Origin of the sequence: Prevotella merdae, assembly GCF_900290275.1 — a bacterium.
Taxonomy (GTDB): domain Bacteria; phylum Bacteroidota; class Bacteroidia; order Bacteroidales; family Bacteroidaceae; genus Prevotella; species Prevotella merdae.
In genome coordinates this window covers 1-21,265 of record NZ_LT985327.1, presented here as the reverse complement: position 1 = coordinate 21,265, position 21,265 = coordinate 1, and the positions used below count along the sequence as shown (strand labels likewise).

The window sequence follows — 21,265 nt, the reverse complement described above, 5'->3', positions numbered from 1 at the left end:
TTTTTTGTATGGAAGATAATTATTACATCAAAACTCTCCTTGAGAAAATTGAGTCTGCTGACCCAAAATCGTTCAGTCAATTTGCACATGAACATCCCATTTGTTTTCAAGAGAAAAAGGGCAATTGGCTCTTTCCTATGATGTTTGATTTTTATGTGAATAAAATACACAATGAGTATATCATATCTTTACTTAAAGAGTTGGGACTGTATCTACATAATAAATGTAAGAATTATGAAATGTCTGAAATTACTATGATTGATAGAAGTTTGTGCATAGATGATTCGTTTGTGGATAATTATGTCCTCAAAGTTCAAAATGCACAAAATGACAAGCCTAAATTCAAAGATTTAAATTCTCCTTGGCGTACAAGGGGAATTTCATTAGCATTATATGAAATTCCTACTTTTGTATTAAATTCTATCATATTTGAATTTAAAGATACAGAGCATCCATATATACTTGCTGATATAGCAGGTATGTATATGTATGGGCAAAAGTTCGAAGAAGGGCTAAATTATCTTTATCGAAGTATAAATCAACTTACAATGTTCCCGAATCGATATTGGAATAGTGATTATGGATTAGCTGGGGCAGCAAATACTTTTAGATTATTATTATTGATGTGCCCTAAAAACCATATGGAACTATATAGAAAGATTTATTCATATGATTATCTATATTTGACAAAATTAGCCTGTACAACAAATGATGAAATCTTTCAACAGGAAGCTTATGTAAATAGGGCATCTATTGCTATGGATTCTATGGCAAGGTATATAATTCCAATAAATATCAATCCTGACTTGTTGTACATTTCAGATATGTACTTTGCGCATTATTGTAATGAATTAGCAACCCAAATATCAATATCTTCGGGATGGAAGTATAATATGAAATCACTTACCTATTATCAACACGCATCTATTAAACCTAATGATACGGGAGGATATGTTGATATTGAAGAAAAAACATATAATGAAATTGTATCAGCAAAACACGAGCAGGCAAAATCAATAGCTTTGTTGTTTTATACAGGAATCTGTGCGGAGGATGGCAAATTAACAAGTCGTAATATTGAATCTTTATTTAAGATATTACAATATGAATGTAGGTACAATTACAAAGAAACAAGAAATAGAGTGTTAAACTTTAAATCATACAAATAACATGGATTTTTTTGAATTTTTATTCGGTAAAAAGGAAGATAAAAATGTGAGTTCACAATCATCTTCAAGTGTAAACAATTGTAAGTCTGAATCTACGATAAAGTCAGTTCTGCAATCAGAAGCTCCATCTATGGACCCTATAGAACAATATGTAAAGGAAAGTGTAACAGACCTGAAAAAACACATGCCTCTTAATACAAAAGACCTTGAAGCAGAAGCTATTTATCTTGCAGCATATCTTTATCTGAAAGGTTCTTATCAGATTGACTTTGAATTAGATTACTTCTCGGAAGGTCTTATTGATAAGATTCCATCAAGAAACTTCAATGTTGCTGATAAGGTGTTTTCATACATGGTAAAATATGGAGAAGGACACTATGGAGTAGAAGAACGGGATTATGGTATTAATGGTTATAAAATGAATATTCAAATGTGTTCTGATTATGGTAGTTATGTGAAGAGCTATTTTATAAGAGCACATAAAATCGGTTCAGGGCAAGATTATAATCACTTTAGTTCACCAAGAAACTGTTTATGGAGAAATGGAGAAAAAACTATAGATAGTCCAACCCAACGAGACATCTACTACAAATTTAGCAAGGGCACGTTTTAATTTATGATACCACCATACAATCCTCTTGTTGTAGGACGTGTAACAAAACAAGATGAATCAACTCTACGTTGTGAATCAAATGATGGAAGAAGAACATTTGTTTTCCACTTTAATGGCGCATTAAAGCCAAGTTGTTTGGATTATATAGAGATGTATCGAAATGATAAGGGAGATATGGTTTCTTATCACAAAGAATAGCCTTTAATACATTTTTTCTATATCAAAAGAAATTAGACAAATATTCAAGTGCTGTACTATCTAAGGGACATAATAAATAGTACAGTGCTTTTTATATATAAGTAAAATTCGTATCTTTGCAACAAACTAAGAGTTCCTTGTAAGCAATTCAAGGTAGAACGCAGCAGATTGCACAGTTGCCAAGTCATTACCTCAAAAATGGGTAATTCTCCCAAAGTCCTTTGTATAAGGCACTAACGAAAGTTTTCCAGAATTAAACAAATTCTCAGCCGTACGATAAAAGACGGCAGAGTGGTCAGTCTTATACACAAATATCTCCGAAGTGACGTAATGAACAAAGGTTTGTTTGAAGCGAGCGAGGAAGGAACTCCTCAAGGCGGACCTCTAAGTCCATTGTTGAGTAATATAATGCTCAACGAATTGGATAAAGAACTCGAACGCAGAGGACTCCCCTTTGTGCGTTATGCCGACGACTCGATGATATTCTGCAAGTCCAAAAGGGTTGCAATGCGAGTAAAGGAGAGTATAACCCAATTTATAGAGAATGCTCTATATCTCAAAGTCAACAAGGAGAAGACTATAGTGTCGTATGTGCGAGGAGTAAAATACCTCGGCTACTCCTTTTATGTGATGAAAGGCAAATGCTAACTCACGGTACATCCAAAGTCCAAAGCCAAGATGAAGTCGCGACTAAAAGAACTGACAAGTCGCAGCAACGGATGGGGATATGCCAAGAGAAAGCAAAAGCTGAAAGAATACATAAGAGGGTGGGTAGGCTATTATCACCTTGCTAATATGAAGCGTCTCTTGCTTGAAACAGACGAATGGTTAAGACGTAGAATACGCATGTGTATATGGAAAGCTTGGAAGAAAGTCAAGACAAGAGTGGCAAACCTCATTAGATGCGGTATTAATGAATACCAAGCATATGAATGGGGTAATACTCGCAAAGGCTATTGGCGTATAGCTGATAGTCCTGTATTGAAGAGGGCGATAAATAACGATAATCTGCGCTCCGCAGGGTATGCTACTTTAATGGAGGCGTATCTCGAATGGTATCCAAAATAGGAACCGCCGTATGCGGAACCGCACGTACGGTGGTGTGAGAGGTCGGAAAACGAAAGTAGGAAGAAAACTGCTTCGTTTTCCTCCTACTCGATTGTTATCTATAATTTAGAACTTAGCCATCTTTATAGCGTCAATAGCGCATTCGTCGCCCTTGTTGCCATATTTGCCGCCACAGCGGTCGAGAGCCTGTTGCTTGTCGTTAGTGGTAAGCAAGCCATATATAATAGGTATCTCGCTTGTTGTATTGAGACGTGCAATGCCATAAGTTACACCCTGGCAGATATAGTCGAAGTGAGGAGTCTCGCCACGAATAACGCTACCCAAAATAATAACAGCGTCGTATCCGCCATGCAATACCATCTGGTGAGCGCCGTATACCAGCTCAAAGCTTCCCGGAACAGTCTTTACATGGATGTTCTCAGGCAGTGCGCCATGCTTCTCAAGAGTCTTAACAGCTCCGTCAAGCAGTGCGCCAGTTATCTCAGGATTCCATTCGGCTACAACAATGCCGAAGCACATATTGCTTGCATCAGGAATGGAAGCGAAGTCGTAATCAGAGAGATTGTGAAGTGCTGTTGCCATATTCTTATTATTTCTCTGCTACACGCTCGATGTACTTGTCGATTTCAGACGACTGTACAACCTGTGCGTTTACATACTTCTTCTTGATGTCCTGGTAAATCTTCAAAGCCTCGTCGTTCTTGTTGGTCTTCTCCAGAAGCTGAGCAGCCTGAATGAGGAATGTAGGAGACAGACTGTTGTTGGTGTCGTCAGCAGCCTTGCTGTCAGCCATATCAGCAGCCTTCTTGAGTGTGCTAATTGCCTTGTCGATATTGCCAGTATTGGCATATGCGTTGCCAAGTGCAGCTACAGCGGCAGGGCTAATCATAGCGTCGCTCTTTGTAGAGAACTTCTCAAGATAAGTAACAGCCTCAGTCCACTTGCCAAGGTTGGCATAGCAAAGACCTGCATAAAGGTCGGCAAGGTTGGCAGCGTCAGTTCCGCTATAGTCGCTTGCTATCTTTACAAATCCAGCATAGCTTGCGCCGTCACCGTTAAGAGCCTTGTCAAACTGCTCCTGGTTGAAATACTCCTGACCCTTAGCGAGGGCGGTGCTTGCCTTTTCCTCACGTGGAGCCTTAACGAAAGACTGATAGAGAAGCAAGCCTGCAATAGCTACGATGATAGCTACTACTGCGATGATTATCTGCTTCTTAAACTTAATGATGAATGCCTCGGTGTTGTTGGAGTTCTCTACATGAGTGTTTGCTCCAAAGTCAATTTTGTTTGCCATTTATTTATTTTAATTTTAATTTACTTGGTATCTTGCCTTTGCCCTTGGTTTGAGGTGTTGTTAATGACCTTGGGCTGTAGGCATAAATGCTTGGCAAAATTACTCAATTTATCTCATATATTGAAATTTATACTATCTTTTTTTCTTTTTCCATAATAAATGGGGTAACTTTGCAGACTGATAAGTTGACAGAACTATGATACTGAAGAAAATATCCATACTAAATTTCAAGAATATACGTGAGGCTTCGCTTGAGCTTTCGCCAAATCTCAACTGTTTTATAGGTCATAACGGCGAGGGTAAAACCAACTTTCTGGATGCTGTCTACTACTTGTCGTTTTGCCGTAGCGCCTTCAATCCTGTAGATTCACAGGTTATAATGCACGACCAAGACTTCTTTGTAGTGGAAGGATTCTATGAGAATGAGGCATCCGACCCTATCGACATCTATTGTGGAATGAAGCGCGGCACTAAAAAGCACTTTAAGCGAGACAAGAAGGAGTATAAGCGCTTGTCGCAGCATATCGGACTTATTCCGCTTATCTTTGTATCGCCTTCCGACCAAACCTTGATATCAGGTGGCAGCGAGGAGCGTCGCCGACTAATGGATGTTGTTATATCGCAGTATGACAATGGGTATATTGAGGCTCTTAACAGATATAACAAGGCTTTGCAGCAGCGCAATGCTCTGTTGAAGATGGAACAGGAGCCTGATGCTGCTCTATTGGATATATGGGAACAGGAGATGGCTCGGCACGGTGAGCGTATCTTCAATGCACGACAGGATTTTGTTGAAAAACTTATCCCAGTGTTTCAGAATATATACAATCATGTGGCGGATGGACATGAGGAGGTGTCGCTTAAGTATATATCGCATGCACAGCGTGGTGCCTTGATAGACGTAATACAACGCGACAGGTATAAGGATCGTGCTGTGGGCTATTCGCTTCATGGCGTACATCGCGATGATCTTGAGATGATGCTTGGTGGATATCAGATGCGACGTGAGGGTTCGCAAGGTCAGAACAAGACTTTTGTGCTTGCCTTGAAGCTTGCACAATTCGATTTCCTTCGTCGCACAGCATCTCAGACAACACCTTTATTATTGCTCGACGACATCTTCGACAAGCTTGACGCTCATCGTGTGGAGCAGATTGTTAAGCTTGTGTCGGGTGATGGATTCGGACAAATATTCATTACCGATACCAACCGCGACCATCTCGACCAGATACTGCGTAGTGTAAGCTACGACTATAAGCTGTTTGAAGTGGAGGAGGGAGAGATTAAAGAGAAATAATATGTTTAGACGTGAAGTGAAATCAATCAGCGACTTGCTGAATATGTACTTGCGCCGTGAGGGGCTTGAAACGCCTTTATTGCAAAAACGTGCCATTGACGCATGGGACAATATAATGGGCGCAATGATAACAAGATATACTGGCGAGAAGTTTATCAAGAACCAAACCTTGTATGTGAAAATCACCAATCCGGCTTTGCGTCAGGACCTCTCCATGATGCGCACGCGCATTGTGCAGCGCATAAACCAGGCTGTAGGAAGTCAGGTTATAACCGATGTCAAAGTGTATTAGGCATTGTTTGTGTAACAAAAAATATTCCCCAAAGGCAACTAACCTTTGGGGAATATTTAGTATATTTGCAACTATAGATTCAAATACAGCATATTATGGAAGAGAGATACTTAAATCCACATACCGACTTCGGCTTTAAAAGACTATTTGGTTCGGAGTTTAATAAGGAATTGCTTATTAGTTTTCTTAACGCTATGTTCCTTGGAAAACAGGACGTTAAGGATGTTACTTATCTCAACTCAGAACAACTCGGTGATCGTTCGGATGCAAGGCGGGCAATATTTGATGTATATTGTGAGAACCAAAAAGGAGAGAAGTTCATCGTTGAGATGCAGAATGTGTATCAGGAGTTTTTCAAGGATAGAACCATCTTCTATTCCACTTTCCCTATACGTGAACAAGCTCAACGTGGTAGAAATTGGGACTTCAAGCTTGAGGCTGTTTACACCATTGGCTTGTTGAACTTCAATTTTGCCGAAGGCTTGGATGAGGCTAAACATTGGCATCACGAAGTTAAATTGATGGAGGTTGATACAAAGAAAATCTTCTATGATAAACTAACATACTTCTATGTTGAAATACCAAAGTTCAATAAAACAGAGGATGAGTTGGTTACAATGTATGACAAGTGGATGTATGTGCTTAAAAACCTTTCGGTTCTTATGAATCGTCCTGCCGCACTTCAGGAGCGTGTCTTCACCCGCTTGTTTGAACAGGCAGAGATATCAAAGTTCAATCCGCAGGAACTGATGCAATATGAAGACAGTGTTAATGCATATCGTGATATAGTGAATGCTATTAACACTGCCAAGAAGGATAGTTTTGCCGAGGGTAGAGCTGAGGGTAGAGCCGAGGGCATAACCGAGGGAATCGAACAGCGCAATATTGAAATTGCAAAGAAGATGATAGAAAGAGGCATGTCGTTGAATGATATATCAGATATGACAGGTCTTTCTATTGAAGTTGTAGAGCAATTAAAATAAAACTTCGTCCATTCTGACGTCGTGTTCGTCGGTAGGAATCTTCTCTACCAATTGGAAGGGGAGGCAGATGCCAATCTTGTAGGTATTGGCAAGTTTAGGCAGCAAGCGGTCGTAGTAGCCTTTGCCGCGTCCCATGCGGTTGCCGTCTTTATCGAATGCAACACCTGGAATAACAGCAAGGTCGATGTCGGTATAGTTGTCAAACACTTCGCCTGTTGGTTCCATTATGTTGTATGCACCTTGAGCAAGGTCGGACGGACCAGTATAACGTCGCAGTTCCATTGTACCTTCGCCCGTAACACGAGGCAGAAGGATGTGTTTGCCGCTCATAAGGAGCGAATCGACAAGCGTGTGCGTGTCTACTTCGTCGGGCAACGAATAATAAAGCATAACGGTATTAGCCGTTTTAATACGTGGATGCGACAACAGTCGCATAACAACAGGAAACGACAACTCGCATAGCTCCTGGCTTGTGAATTGTCGTTTCTTGTTTTTAATCTCCTTTCTTAGGCTTTGTTTGTCCATAGAGTTATTATATGGTGATGATTGGTTGAGGTTGCTACTTACGGCAGTACTTAATGGCATTGTTTCCGAACTTCACTATGTAGAAACCAGTAGCAAGCTGATTGAGGTCAACCGTGTTGGCAGAAGTATCAAAGAGTTTTGTTCCGTCGGTAGAGTAGACAGTCACGTGATGTTTGCCATCCATGATAAGCATGCCGTTCTGTATGTCGTATGCGGTAGTGGCATATTTTGTGTTGTTTATGCCAGTCTCGGTAATGATGAGTTTAAGTCCGGCAAGTGCGTCAATCTTACCATATCCGAATACAGAGTTTGGCAGATCCTTGGCATAAGTGTCGCTAATAGCGCTATTGCCAATAATTTGCTTTGCCTGTTCAAGTGTCAGCGTGCTATTGGCTTGTAGCCATAGAGCCATTGTTCCGGTTACGGCTGGAGTAGCCATTGATGTTCCGCTGCCCACACCCCAGTAATAAGTACGGTCATTGGTGGTTTCGCTATATACCTTGTCTGTAGAAGGTACCGAATACATAGCTGCAAACGAATTGAGTGATGATATTACTGCAGCGCCAGGAGCAACAACATCGGGCTTGATACGTCCGTCAAATGTAGGACCTTTGCCTGAGCGTACGTATATGTCGCCCTCAGTCCATGGGTTGTTGTGGATTTTGCCTGATATGTCGGTATAATCCTTACGTGATACGTATGCGCCAACGGCAATAGGATTCTTTCCTGTGGATGTAGATGCAAGTGTAGAAGCCGACGAGCCGTCTACAAAACCCTCGTTACCTCCTGCGGCAAACGAACCATAATCGCATGCAGCCATATACTTGCCACCATCTGTAGTAAACTCTATCTGCCACTGCTCATTGGTAGCCGTTAGATAAGAAAGATTAATATTGAAAGTCGGGGCCTCTGTGATAGCGTTCTTTAGCGACGACATTGTAAGAAGAGCGTTGGCTCGATCGTCTGTTCCAAAATCTGTAATCTTTTCAGACGTCTCATTGTCTGATGTAAGAATCTTCTCAAGCAGAACATCGCCAGTAGCTGTATTCTTAAGCGTAAGCTTTAGTTTGTAGCTGTGTCCAGTCTCGCCTTGCATAAAGATATTCTCTCTGCCGTAGCTTGGCGGTACAAGAGTAGACGAGCAATTATTGTTTGATGCAATCATCGTATTGCGATGACCTTCATTGCCAGTGGCAATGCTCAGAAGCACGCCCTTCTTGCCTGAAAGCAATTGATCAAGAAGTTGTGCAAAATTGCTTGTTCCGTCTTTATATCCCAACACTGTGCCGAGGCTCACATTTATGGCTATAGGTTTGCCTTGGCTTTCGGCATATTTAATAAGGTAGTCTACACCATCTATAATGCCCTGTTCTGATTTGTTGGTAGATACTACAGCCAGTTGGGCACCAGTAGCAATACCTTTGTAGGCACTACTTGAGCTACCTCCAGCTATGCCGAGCACGTGTGTTCCATGAGTGTCATAGCTATTGTCGTGGCGTGCTGCAAGTATCTTTTCCGTAGTGTTGTATATTACGCCGTAACCATAGTCGTTGAATCCACCAGTAACGTTCTGGTCCCATGCTGTAATGATACGGCAATTGCCGTCGGCATCCTTAAACATAGGATGGGTAAAGTCGAAACCGTTGTCAACCACACCAATTATTACGCCTTTGCCATCGAAGAGTGTCGGCAATCCGTTCTCTGTGCCTGTCTTGTCGGCATTAACAAGTGGGCGTACGCGGTCGAGTGTTGTTGTTGCATTGTTGCCTATATCAAGGCGTTCAACTCGAGCGTCGTTGCTTAAAGCCTCAATAGTGTTAGGGTTGATAATTGCCGTGTATAGACCATTGCCGCCCACATTAAACTTAACACCATATTCGGTGGCTACAGTTGTGCGGTCGGCATCATTATACAATTTTATAAAAGCGTTCAGCTTGTTCGGAGTATCGGCTTTTTGGGCGCGAAGCATAGCTGTCAGCGTTCCCGCTGACAGCTTGCTTGGATAAGTAATTGTGTTTTGCGCACAGATATTTATGCCGACACCCGACAGAAGCAGCAACGAAATGATATGTTGTTTCATTGCGTCCGTCGTTTTAGATAGTGTTACTTAATGACAACCTTCTTCATGGCACCGTCAGCCTTGATAACGTATGTACCCTTGTCAAGAGTTACGTCATGTCCGCTTGCCACGAGTACGCCCTCAAGAGTGTATACCTTAACAGGCTGGTCGCATACAACAGTATTGCCGTCGAGGTTGATAGCTGTACTTGCAAAGTTGTTGATGTGCTTGATACCGGTAGCTTCGGTTGCCTGCCATTTTAGAATTGGGAAGCCGTTGTTGATGTTCTTTGTGTCAGCAACGAAAGCATCTTCACCAGCGTTTATCTTTGTTAGGAAGTCGGCTTGTTTCATCTCGTCTGCAGTAACAGCAGTTGCATTTTCATCGTCAACACCAGTAAATTCTTTAACATAGTAACAGTTCTTTATGGTACATTTGGTATCTGTAGATGATACAATAGCCTGTGGTATACCCATCCATTTGTTTTCTTGACCTTCTGTTTTACCAATACTATAGCTATTACTTACGCTGAATGAATCGTACAATGCTCCTGCAATGCCTGCACCACCAAAGCCAATACACTCTGCATGTCCAGTGTTATAGCAGTAATTAACAATGCCATTGTTTGCTCCTTGGCCTATGATACCACTCATCTCTGTAGCAGCATGAATATAGCCTCTATTAGAGCAGAATCTTACAATGCCACCCTCCATTTCGCCGACAAAACCTCCAGAGAAGGTATTAGCATCAAGTTTTCCGCGGTTCTCGCAATATTCTACAATACCACCGCCCATATAACCAACAAGCACACCTGATACAGCACCCCCCCTTTACAGTAGAATTACTGCCAATGATAATATTACGAATTTCTGTACCATTTGTTATAGATGCAAATAGACCTGTGCCGCCAATTTCTTCCATAACACTACCACCTTCTTCTATATAAGATATATTAAGATTGTCGATGATGTGTTTTGCTCCATCAAATGTACCTTTAAAGTATTTTGAATTGTCTATGGGAGTACCTGAAGCATCTGTATATTTATCGAATTTGCCAATCATTGGGAATGTATGCTCTTTGCCACCCATATCCAGGTCGGCTGCAAGCTTGAAGTTCTTTCCCTCGAATGTATTGCCGCCATTCACCTGCTCTGCGAGCCAAGCAAGGTTTTGAGGATTCTCGATAAGGTACGGATTATCTTTGCTACCGTCTCCTTTGGTACATTCGGCTGATGTTCCGTCCCACGCCTGGGCGTTCATGTTTGTACACATTGCACACATTGCAATAGCCAAAAGGGTTGACTTGTGATTGAATTGTTTCATAACGTTTTGTTTTTTGTGATTAAATAAACTATTACCTCTTGATATAAGAGGTTTATTTCTTTCTTTTCTTGGTTTGGGTATTTGCCTTGGCTCCCGGTTTCTTCGGGAAAGCCTCGTTCTTTTCGAACACTCTCAGGGCTGTAGCTATTGTTGGATCGTCTTGGTTGATGTATTCTGTCCAAGCCTGTTCGTCAAGCATATTGTATATGATGCGCGAGTTGATGAAACGCTCAAGCAGTTTGTGCGACTTGCGTATCATAAGGTTACGGCGCTTCAGTCCGTTCTTGTCGGCAAAGGCAGCAAATTGCTCTACGGTGTTCTGGCTTACAAGATACTTAGACATTTCCATCATACTGCTGTAGGTATTGAGTTTCTGACGGTTGTTGTCGGTGTAGTTGAAGGCATACTGTAGGATAAGTCCCGACATGGCAGCCTGCTTGTAGTAAGATGTCATGCTCAGAGTGTCTTCTGCCACGAAGATATCAGGTGTAATACCACCGCCACCATATATAATACGTCCAATACTTGTATGGTAAGCCGGACCAGTGTGCTTGATGCTGTCCTGCGAGAAGAACTCGCCATGCTGGTAGCGTGTAAGCAAGTCGTTGTCGTAGTCCTGGTTGTCGCCAGGCTTAAACGGCTTTTGTATGCAGCGACCAGATGGAGTATAGTAGCGTGCAATGGTAAGTCGAATCATTGAGCCGTCGGGGAATCCTATCTGTTGCTGAACCAATCCTTTGCCAAACGAACGTCGTCCAATGATAGTGGCACGGTCGTTGTCTTGCATTGCACCTGCAAATATCTCAGAAGCCGAAGCCGAGGCCTCATTAATGAGTACAATGAGTGGAATCTTCTGATAAGAGCCATGTCCATCAGAGCGGAAGTCTTGACGTGGCGACTTGCGTCCTTGCATATACACAATGAGCTTGTTCTTAGGCAAGAACTCGTTTGCCATTTGCACGGCAGAGTTCATATATCCGCCACCATTGTCGCGTAGGTCGATAACAAGGTTGGAGAATCTTTCCTGCGACAGTTGCGCAAGTGCGATGAGTAGCTCTGGATATGTAGTCTCGCCAAAGTTCTTAATCTTTATGTATCCTGTAGATTTGTCGAGCATATAAGTGGCTGTTATGCTGCGCTGTGGAATATCGCCACGTGTCACGGTGAAGTATTTCACAGCCTTCTGTCCGTAACGCACAACGCCAATCTTAACCTTAGTATCTTTCGGACCTTTAAGTCGGCGCATAGCCTCGTCCTGTGTTACTACTTTGCCTACAAATGTTTTTCCGTCTACACTAACAATTTTGTCACCAGCGAGTATTCCCGCACGCTGAGCTGGTCCATTCTTTACAACATTCTGTACGTGTATGGTGTCCTTGCGTATTGTGAATTCGATGCCTACACCCGAGAACGAACCCTTTAGATCGTCTGTTACAGCTTGTGCATCTTTGGCAGGAATATATACAGAGTGAGGGTCAAGATCTGCCAGAATCTGGGGTATAGCCATATCCACCAACGAGTCTATGTTCACCTTGTCAACATATTGGTCGTCTACAATATGCAGCAAGTTTGACAGGCGGTTGGAGCCCGAATTGATAATATTAAGTCGGTTGCCCGAGAAATGGTTGGCATAAAAAGTGCCGATAAGTATGCCCACGACTACGCACAGAGCCATGAGCAAAGGCATAAATCTGTTAGACTTGTTTATATTCATAATCGTCGGGATTTAGATATGTAACTTCGATATTGGCGCGCTTCAGCAAGTCAATACCATCAGTCAGACGGTATTGCTCACCATATATAACGCGTTTTATGCCAGCTTGTATAATCAGTTTGGCACACTCTATACACGGCGATGCCGTTACGTATAATGTAGCACCATCGCTGTTGTTTGAACTGCGTGCGAGCTTTGTTATGGCATTGGCTTCGGCGTGTAGAACGTAAGGTTTGGTGAGGTTGTTGTCGTCCTCGCACACGTTCTCGAAGCCACTTGGCGTTCCATTGTAGCCATCGCTGATTATCATCTTGTCCTTAACCACTAAGGCGCCAACCTTACGGCGTTGGCAGTAGCTGTTCTCTGCCCATATGCGAGCCATACGTAGGTAGCGTAGGTCGAGGTGCAATTGCTTGGATGCTTTTGCGTCTTTGCCCTTCTCCGTAGTGATGGGATTGTCATGTTTTGTTGGCATAGTATATCAGTATAATTGCTATATAATAGCAGTGAATATTTAGTTTCTTTTTATTCCGTTGCGTTCCAACAATGCGTCTATAGTAGGCTCTTGTCCACGGAATCGTTTATACAGCGTCATAGGGTGCTCTGTTCCACCCTTTGATAGGATGTTGTCGCGGAAGCTTTGTGCCGTAGCTTGGTCGAAGATGCCATTCTTCTTGAACACGCTGAAAGCGTCGGCATCAAGCACCTCAGCCCACTTGTAGCTGTAGTAGCCAGCGGCATATCCGCCCGCCATGATATGCGAGAACTGTGTTGTCATGCAAGTGTTTGGCAGTTGCTTCATTATCATAGCCTTCTCCCAAGCCTTTTTCTCAAATGGGATGATGTCGTCCTTGAATTCTTCCTTCTTGGTGTAGTATGCCATGTCGAGCAATCCGAAGCTCACCTGGCGCAGACAAGCATAGGCAGCCATGAAGTTGCGGCTACGCACAATGCGGTCGATTAGTTCGTCCGGCATAGGCTCGCCTGTCTGGTAATGGAAGGCGAATGTGCGCAGAAACTCTTTCTCTACCGAGTAGTTCTCCATAAACTGCGAAGGCAACTCAACAAAGTCCCACCACACGTTGGTGCCACTTAGACTCTCGAATCGAGTATTGGCAAACATGCCGTGCAATGAGTGGCCAAACTCATGGAGGAATGTCTCCACCTCGCCAAGTGTCAGCAGAGCTGGTTTTTCGGCTGTTGGCTTGGTAAGATTCATCACCACGCTCACATGCGGACGCACGTTCACGCCCTTGCGGTCTATCCACTGTCCTTGGAATTCTGTCATCCACGCTCCACCCTGCTTGCCCTTGCGTGGGTGGAAGTCGGCATAGAACACAGCAAGATAAGATCCATCCTTGTCGAACACCTCATAAGCCTTCACGTCAGGATGATACACCTGTATTTCCTTCGACTCCTTGAACGAGATTCCATAAAGTTTGTTTGCCAATCCAAACACGCCGTCGATAACCTTCGACAGTTCGAAGTAGGGGCGTAGCATCTCGGCATCGAGATTAAACTCGCGCATCTGTAGCTTGTGCGAGTAGTAGCCAAAGTCCCACGGCTCCAACTGGAAGTCGTCGCCTTCAATCTGCTTTGCCTCGCGCTCTATAGCCTTCACCTCCTCTATGGCGGTGGGCTTGTAGGCATCGATTAGGTCGTTGAGCAACTTATACACATTGTCGGCATTCGATGCCATGCGATGCACCAACACATAGTCGGCATATGTGGCATATCCGAGCAGCTGTGCTATCTCGCGGCGCAGGTTGACAAGCCGCTTGCAAATCTCAAGGTTGTTCTCAGCATTGTCGTGTGTGCCCTCTGTGTTGCGAGCCATATAGAGCTGTTTTCTTAGCTCACGCTGTGTGGAATATGTCATGAATGGCGAAAAGCTGGGATAATCGAGAGTGAAGAGCCAGCCTTCCTTTCCTGCTTCTTTTGCGGCGAGCTGAGCAGCCTCGCGTGCTGTTTCGGGCAGTCCGTCGAGCTGAGCCTCATCGGTTATGTTCAGCGTGAATGCCTTGTTCTCCTTAAGCAGGTTTTGTGAGAACTGCAGCGACAGCATGCTTGCCTCCTCGGTCAGTTTGCGCAGACGTTCCTTGCCTTCCTCATCGAGCAGTGCTCCCGAGCGCACAAAACCATCATAGGCGTTGTCGAGCAGCATCTGTTCCTCGGGTGTAAGCGGGCGATGATGCTCGTAAACATGCTTTATGCGCTCAAACAGTCGACGGTTTAGTTTCACGTCGTTGGCGTGCTTGGTGAGTATCGGACTCATCTTTTGCGCCAATGCGTCGAGTTCGTCACACGTTTCTGCGCTCATCATACACGAGAACACGGTAGACACTCTTGACAGCAAGTCGTAGTAGTTTTCGCCGTTCTCGTTGTCAACACGCACAATGGTGTTCTCGAAAGTTGGTTCCTCGGGGTCGTTTACGATTTTGTCTATTTCCTCATCGTCGCGGCGTATGCCCTCAAAAAAAGCCTCTTCATAGTCTTCGAGGCGTATTCTTTCGAATGGTACTGTATCGTGTGGGGTGTTGTAAGGTTCAAAAAACGGATTCTTTCTCTTTGGAGTATTCGTGCTATTTTCCAACATACTAAATATAAAAATGTGTGATATATCAATTTGCAAAATTACGCAAAATATCACAAATGTGTATCTTGCAGATTATTTTTAACTTATATTATAAGGTGTAGTTTGTTGAATAGCATGAAGGGTATGACAAATGTGCCATACCCTCCTATTGATATTATTTTGTATTTTTATTCCATCAAGTCCTCGCCAAGGTGTGTGGTCTGCTCGCGTTCCATACGCTCCACCACCTCACGTGGTTTTGTGGCGTATGTAATCATACGTATAGAGTCGTTGTAGCTAACATACTTCCACAACCAGTTGAGCAGCACCATCATCTTGTTCTTAACACCGAGAATAGAGCGCAGGTGAACGACAAGCCACAATATCCATGCAAAGAAGCCCTGACTGCGCAACTTGCCTATTTCAACCACCGCCTTGTTGCGTCCGATGGTGGCCATAGAGCCGAGGTTTTTGTACTTGAAGGCAGTGAGTGAGCTTTCGGCCTGACCCTCGTTAATCTTTTTGAGGTTCTTGGCAAGGTTCTTAGCCTGCTGGATAGCTACCTGAGCTACCTGAGGATGTCCATTAGGATAAGCCTTGTCTGTTGTTTGCAGACACTGGTCGCCAATGGCAAATACTCCTTCCAAGCCTGGAATACGGTTATATTGATCTACTTTAAATCGGAAACCACGGCCCAAATGACTCTCGTCGATGCCCGGCATAGCATTGGCTCTAATACCAGACACCCAAAGGAATGTACGTGTAGGAATCTCTGTGCCGTCCTTCATAATGACCTTATGGTCGCGGTAGTCAGTAACCATCTTGCCGAACTGGATGTCCACACCCATACTCTTGAGGAAGTCGTAAGCCTTCTTTGACGAGTCTTGCGACATTCCGGCAAGCAGACGGTCGCCAGCCTCTATAAGATAAATGTGCATCAACGACGAGTCCATATCGGGATAGTCGTATGGAATGACGTAGCGTTTCATCTCTGACAAGGCTCCTGCAATCTCTACACCAGTAGCGCCACCACCAACTATTACGACGTTTAGAAGCTCTTGGCGTTCTTCCTCTGTTGCACAAGTTAATGCACGCTCTAAGTTTGATAGCAAGGCATTGCGCAGACCCATAGCTTCGGGCACAGTCTTCATAGGAATAGCCCAGTCCTCTATGTTCTTATTGCCAAAGAAGTTGGTTGTAGCTCCGGCTGCCAAGACAAGGTAGTCGTAGTCGATCTTTCCGATAGAAGTTTGTAGAATCTTTTTGTCGGTATCTACCATACGAGCTTCAGCCATACGGAAATAGAAGTCCTTGCGCTTGCGGAATATCTGACGGAAGGGGAATGAAATGCTGCTTGGGTCGATACCTGCCGACGCTATCTGATAGATAAGCGGTGGAAACTGGTGAAAGTTGTTCTTGTCGATAAGCACTACCTGCATGCCTACGCCGTATAGGTCTTCGGCAAGGCGCAGTCCGCCAAGTCCGCCACCAACGATTACTACTCTTTTCTTCTGATTTCTCTGGATGTTGATGCTCATAATATAATATAAAAAGGTTTATTTAGTTACTCTTTCCGACGGCTAAGTTAGCCATTATTGAGTAAACCATTTATTTTTATTGTGTGTTTCTTTTTGCAAACGATTGCGGTAACGTTTCCAAAATTCGCAAACGTTTGCAATAAATATTGCGGGGGTATCCTATTGTGTAGTGGGGTTATCCTTTATGATGGTGCAAAGTTACGCTTTTTTCTTGAAATATCTATTACGTCAAACATTAGTGGGCTATTTAATGCTTTATGTCAAGTTATATTCAATGGATTTTTGTATTTTTGCAAATTATATAATAAAATATTAAACACCTACTATTCTACCGGCAATGAAACATGTAACAATAAAAGACATAGCACGTTCGCTGTGCATATCTGTTTCCACAGTGTCGCGCGCACTTACCGACGACAAGAATATACGTCGTGAAACTCGTGAGGCTGTGCTGCGCGAGGCAGAGCGTCTTGGCTATCGCCGCAATCCAGTGGCAATGAACCTTAAGATGGGACGCACAAATACAATAGGTGTGATAGTGCCCGAGATGCATACGCCATACGCCTCGCAGGTGGTGGCTGGCATACAGAGCATACTCTACAAGAAAAATCAGAAGGTGATGATAGCCGAGTCGGACGAGAACCCCAATCGTGAGCGAGAGAGCTTGCAGATGATGGAGGAGTTCATGGTCGACGGACTCATAGTGAGTATTTGCAGCTATAAGCATAATGTCGATACCTATCGCCGTCTTGCCAAAGAGGGTGTAGCCATTGTTTTCTACGACCGTATACCTCATGGCATGGACGACATGCCGCAGGTAATGGTGGATGATAACAACGACTCTTACTTCATGGCAGAACACTTGATACGTCTTGGTCGCCGCCGTATAGCCTATCTCTATGGTCCTGACGATGTGTATAATGCCGTGGAGCGTGGTCGTGGATACTGTGAGGCTATGGAGAAATTCCAAATATACGACCCTCGGCTTATTGTTAAGACCGGTATGACGTTTGCCGACGGAGCTGCAGCTGTGGACAGTCTTGTTAGACAGGGTATAGAGTTTGATGCCGTGTATGCCTTTACCGACACTCTTGCCATTGGTGCCATGAACCGTCTGCGTGAGATAGGACGACGTATACCAGAGGATGTGGCTGTGGCAGGATTCTCTGGGACCGAGCTTTCTACTATAGTCTTTCCACAACTAACTACAGTAGAACCGCCACTAACGGAGATGGGACAGCGTGCAGCCGAGCTTGTGCTTGAGAAGGTGCACAACCCCGAATCCGAGAACAGGAAGATAGTGTTACGCACGGAAATGAAGCTCCGGGCATCGACAGGAGAGTAGGAGGTTAGACTATGTGAGCCTACCTCCCACAATAACAACTTACTATTTAAAACGTTTGCAGATTTTGGGAACGTTACCGCAAACGTTTCCAAAACTTACCTTAAAATTATTCTTTGCCATAATCTTTTTGCCATATATCTTTGCAAGCGAAAAGAACAATTAATAACTAAAATAATAATAACTAATAACTTAAAGAGATTATGGCAACAAATGTAATCAAATCGTATTCTTTCGACCGCAACTCGGTCAAGGCTGGTATTCTTCATTTTGGTGTAGGCAACTTCCATCGTGCTCACCTCGAATACATGACAAGCAATCTGCTTGAAGACCCTACCCAGCATGGTTGGGGCATCTGCGGAGCTATGATATTGGATAGGGACGAGCATCTCTATAAGGCTCTGAAGGCACAGAATGGCGAGTATACCCTGACAGTATGCGGACGCGACGGCAACAATGAGGTTTACCGTCTTGGTGCTCTTGTTGAGTTGTATTGGGGTGTTGAGGAGAAGAACTCTATATTCAACAAGATTGCCGACCCCGACATCCGCATTATCACTCTCACCATCACCGAGGGTGGATATAACATCTCACGTCAGACGGGCGAGTTTATGCTCGACAATTCGCAGGTGGCTCACGACCTTGAATATCCCCACGACCCGCAGACAGCATTCGGTTATGTGGCTGAGGGACTTCGCCGCCGTGTGGCATCGGATGCAGGTCCTATCACAATCCTCTCTTGTGACAATCTTCAGCACAATGGCAATACGGCACGCCGCGCTTTCATGTCGTTCATAGAGGCTCAAGACAAGGAGTTGGCAGCATGGATGGAAGAGAATGTGACCTTCCCCAACTCAATGGTCGACCGCATCACTCCTGCCACACGCCCAGAGGATATCAAGCGTCTTAATGAGGAGAACGGTACAGACGACCAGGCTCCCGTTTATTGCGAGGACTTTATACAGTGGGTTGTTGAGGATAACTTCGCTGCCGGTCGCCCGTCATGGGAGAATGTAGGCGCACAGATGACAGATGATGTGACCGCATTTGAGAACATGAAACTCTCTCTTCTCAACGCTTCTCACACATTGCTCTCTTATCCGTCATTCCTCTATGGCTACCGCAAGGTGGACGCTGCTATGCACGATGAGCGCATTGCCAAGTTTGTGCGCCAGTTTATGGACATCGACATCACTCCGTATGTTCCAGCTCCCAAGGATACAGACCTTGAACTATACAAGCAGACTCTATGCGAGCGTTTCGGCAACCGTTCGGTAAGCGACCAGGTGGCTCGTCTTTGTTTCGACGGTGCTTCTAAGTTCCCAGTGTATGTAATGCCTAATCTTGAGAAGATGATACGTGATGACAAGGAGCTTATCCGTGTGGCTTATCTCTTTGCAGCCTATCGCCATTATCTTAAATATCATACTGACGATAATGGCGAGCAGTTTGAGGTGGCCGACCCATGGCTCACAGCCGACGACCTGAAGCTCATTGCAAGCGATGAGCCACTTGATTTCCTTGCCCTCTCGCCATTCCGTAGTACCGACCTGCGTGCGGCAAACAACTTCACACAGCCTTATCTGAAGATGGTGGAGAGCATTAAGGCCAAGGGAGCAATGCAGACTCTTGAAGAAATACTATAATCTTCAGTTGAGAATTGAGAGCTTATTCAAGTTGAGAATTGAGAGTTGAAAGTTAAGAGTTATGATTACCAAGCTAAACATTTATTGTTGAAGCATATCATAACTTTCAACTCTCAACTATGGTAATCATAACTTTCAACTCTCAACTATCAATTCTAAACTTAAATAAAACCCTAACATCAATATGAAAACCCTAAGCCTAAAGACCGCAGGACCATTCCTGCTGCTCACATTTATATATTTTATTGTAGGATTCCTTACAACAGTCAACGGTCAGTGTCAAGGACCGCTCAAGATAGCGTTCCTCTCCGAAGCCACAGCCATGCGCAACTCATTGACCACACTCATATCCTTCGCTTTCTTCCTTGGCTATCTGCTCAACAGTTCGCGCACTGGACGAATGCTCAATCTCATTGGCTACAAGCGCACGTTGATACGCTCGCTGATAGTCATGGTCGAAGGCTTGGTGTTTTATACAGCCTCTGCTTTTTGTGCTGAGTATGCTGGCGATGCAGGTGTTGTTGTCAATGGCGACTTCGTGCCGTTTGGCTACTTCGTGTTTCTCATGGGTTCGTTCCTTATGGGAACTGCTGCAGCCATGCTCCAGGTGGTCATCAATCCATATATCGCTGCCTATCCGTTGCCAGGTACAAGTGCGGTGCAAAGGATGAATTTCACATGTGCCGTCAACTCGTTTGGCACAACCATAGCCCCACTCTTTGTCACAGGCATTATGTTCGCAGGAGTTCCTCTCGATAGCGTCACAGCATCGCAACTCACCCTGCCTTTTATACTCATGACTATCTGTATTGTAGTCACCACATTGACCACGCGCCGACTTGCCTTGCCCGACATCGAGGGCATACGCTCTTCATCGTCAGATGCAACCTCTTCTGCATCTTCTGCAGTAAACACAAGAAGCGTATGGTCGTTCCGCAATCTGAAATATGGAGTTATAACAATATTTTTCTACGTAGGTACGGAGGTGAGCATCGGCAACAACATAAACCTTCACGCAATGGAACTTGCTTCTGGTGGTGCATCTTTGTCGCCAGCATTGCTTGCCACAATCTATTGGGGAGGTTTCCTTATTGGACGTATGGTGTCGGCGTCAATGAAAAACGTTAAGCCGCGTCCTATGCTCATAACTGTTAGTCTTGGAGCAATTGCACTCATGATTGCTGCTATGCTAACCGAGAACCTCTGGCTCTTGGCGGCTGTAGGTCTTTTCCACTCTGTTATGTGGAGTTGTGTGTTCACTCTTGCCGTTGATGGACTTGGAGAATATACCTCGCGTGCCTCTGGAGTGTTTATGATGGGAGTGTTCGGTGGAGCTGTATTCCCAGTGCTTCAGGGAATGTTGGCCGACTGGATTGGCTCATGGCAATTCACGTGGACAATAGCTCTTGTATGCGAGTTTGTGCTGTTGTGGTATGGACTTAGGGGATATAGAAAATAAAAAAAGAGAGTGTGTCAAAAGTATGGCACACTCTCTTTTTATCTAGTACGCTCGGCATGAGCATTGTCTAACGGGTGAAAGTCCCGAGCAAGCCCTAATAGCGGGAATTGCATAGTCAAAGGCAAGGGTGTTCATCGCGAGATGAAATCTGAAGGAAGCCCAAGACAAAC

18 protein-coding genes and 1 pseudogene are annotated in these 21,265 nt (G+C 44.1%); 9 read left to right on the top strand and 10 right to left on the bottom strand.

Annotated features, from left to right (window positions below; all coding sequences use genetic code 11):
* The first annotated feature begins 8 nt into the window (after positions 1-8).
* The 3 genes and pseudogenes from C9991_RS15530 to C9991_RS15520 all read left to right on the top strand — a co-directional run.
* Positions 9-1,169, top strand: coding sequence for a hypothetical protein (locus C9991_RS15530; RefSeq protein ID WP_106813403.1), 1,161 nt, complete (start codon positions 9-11; stop codon positions 1,167-1,169).
* Between the two features lies 1 nt (position 1,170).
* Positions 1,171-1,782: a hypothetical protein gene (locus C9991_RS15525; RefSeq protein WP_106813402.1), complete on the top strand. Its 612-nt coding sequence runs from the start codon at positions 1,171-1,173 to the stop codon at positions 1,780-1,782.
* A gap of 444 nt (positions 1,783-2,226) precedes the next feature.
* Positions 2,227-3,048, top strand: a pseudogene (locus tag C9991_RS15520) (reverse transcriptase domain-containing protein); the annotation flags it as partial.
* 105 nt (positions 3,049-3,153) lie between these two features.
* On the opposite strand, the gene ribH reads toward C9991_RS15520, so the two are convergent.
* On the bottom strand, positions 3,154-3,630 hold the full coding sequence (ribH, locus tag C9991_RS15515; RefSeq protein ID WP_106813401.1) for a 6,7-dimethyl-8-ribityllumazine synthase: 477 nt from the start codon (positions 3,628-3,630) through the stop codon (positions 3,154-3,156).
* A 7-nt stretch (positions 3,631-3,637) separates the two neighbouring features.
* Positions 3,638-4,342, bottom strand: a complete 705-nt coding sequence (locus tag C9991_RS15510; RefSeq protein WP_106813400.1) for a tetratricopeptide repeat protein — start codon at positions 4,340-4,342, stop codon at positions 3,638-3,640.
* A 196-nt stretch (positions 4,343-4,538) separates the two neighbouring features.
* Between C9991_RS15510 and recF the strand changes: the two genes are divergently transcribed.
* From recF to C9991_RS15495, 3 genes are all read left to right on the top strand, one after another.
* A complete protein-coding gene (gene recF / locus C9991_RS15505; protein WP_106813399.1) occupies positions 4,539-5,639 on the top strand; it encodes a DNA replication/repair protein RecF in 1,101 nt (366 codons plus the stop codon).
* A 1-nt stretch (position 5,640) separates the two neighbouring features.
* The gene (locus C9991_RS15500; RefSeq protein WP_106813398.1) at positions 5,641-5,931 is read left to right on the top strand and encodes a DciA family protein; all 291 of its coding nucleotides are present in this window, start codon (positions 5,641-5,643) and stop codon (positions 5,929-5,931) included.
* 95 nt (positions 5,932-6,026) lie between these two features.
* Entirely contained in the window at positions 6,027-6,914 is an 888-nt protein-coding gene (locus C9991_RS15495) for an Rpn family recombination-promoting nuclease/putative transposase (RefSeq protein ID WP_106813397.1), read from the top strand.
* On the opposite strand, the gene C9991_RS15490 is transcribed toward C9991_RS15495, so the two are convergent.
* The 8 genes from C9991_RS15490 to C9991_RS15455 form a co-directional block, all read right to left on the bottom strand.
* Positions 6,906-7,439, bottom strand: coding sequence for a 5-formyltetrahydrofolate cyclo-ligase (locus C9991_RS15490; RefSeq protein ID WP_106813396.1), 534 nt, complete (start codon positions 7,437-7,439; stop codon positions 6,906-6,908). The genes C9991_RS15495 and C9991_RS15490 overlap by 9 nt on opposite strands.
* A 34-nt stretch (positions 7,440-7,473) precedes the next feature.
* Positions 7,474-9,519: a S8 family serine peptidase gene (locus C9991_RS15485; protein WP_106813395.1), complete on the bottom strand. Its 2,046-nt coding sequence runs from the start codon at positions 9,517-9,519 to the stop codon at positions 7,474-7,476.
* A gap of 23 nt (positions 9,520-9,542) precedes the next feature.
* Positions 9,543-10,292, bottom strand: coding sequence for a hypothetical protein (locus tag C9991_RS15480; RefSeq protein WP_106813394.1), 750 nt, complete (start codon positions 10,290-10,292; stop codon positions 9,543-9,545).
* Positions 10,246-10,821: a hypothetical protein gene (locus C9991_RS15475; protein ID WP_157949508.1), complete on the bottom strand. Its 576-nt coding sequence runs from the start codon at positions 10,819-10,821 to the stop codon at positions 10,246-10,248. The genes C9991_RS15480 and C9991_RS15475 overlap by 47 nt, the downstream gene beginning before the upstream one ends.
* A 52-nt stretch (positions 10,822-10,873) precedes the next feature.
* On the bottom strand, positions 10,874-12,535 hold the full coding sequence (locus C9991_RS15470; protein WP_106813392.1) for a S41 family peptidase: 1,662 nt from the start codon (positions 12,533-12,535) through the stop codon (positions 10,874-10,876).
* Entirely contained in the window at positions 12,516-13,010 is a 495-nt protein-coding gene (locus C9991_RS15465) for a dCMP deaminase family protein (RefSeq protein WP_106813391.1), read from the bottom strand. The genes C9991_RS15470 and C9991_RS15465 overlap by 20 nt, the downstream gene beginning before the upstream one ends.
* 39 nt (positions 13,011-13,049) lie before the next feature.
* Positions 13,050-15,131, bottom strand: a complete 2,082-nt coding sequence (locus tag C9991_RS15460) for a M3 family metallopeptidase (RefSeq protein WP_106813390.1) — start codon at positions 15,129-15,131, stop codon at positions 13,050-13,052.
* A 167-nt stretch (positions 15,132-15,298) separates the two neighbouring features.
* A complete protein-coding gene (locus tag C9991_RS15455) occupies positions 15,299-16,648 on the bottom strand; it encodes an NAD(P)/FAD-dependent oxidoreductase (RefSeq protein ID WP_106813389.1) in 1,350 nt (449 codons plus the stop codon).
* A gap of 337 nt (positions 16,649-16,985) precedes the next feature.
* Between C9991_RS15455 and C9991_RS15450 the strand changes: the two genes are divergently transcribed.
* The 3 genes from C9991_RS15450 (at position 16,986) to C9991_RS15440 (ending at position 21,095) form a co-directional block, all read left to right on the top strand.
* A complete protein-coding gene (locus C9991_RS15450) occupies positions 16,986-17,993 on the top strand; it encodes a LacI family DNA-binding transcriptional regulator (RefSeq protein WP_106813388.1) in 1,008 nt (335 codons plus the stop codon).
* Positions 17,994-18,193: 200 nt separating this feature from the next.
* On the top strand, positions 18,194-19,636 hold the full coding sequence (locus C9991_RS15445) for a mannitol dehydrogenase family protein (RefSeq protein WP_106813387.1): 1,443 nt from the start codon (positions 18,194-18,196) through the stop codon (positions 19,634-19,636).
* 184 nt (positions 19,637-19,820) lie between these two features.
* A complete protein-coding gene (locus C9991_RS15440) occupies positions 19,821-21,095 on the top strand; it encodes an MFS transporter (RefSeq protein WP_106813386.1) in 1,275 nt (424 codons plus the stop codon).
* Positions 21,096-21,265 lie beyond the last annotated feature (170 nt).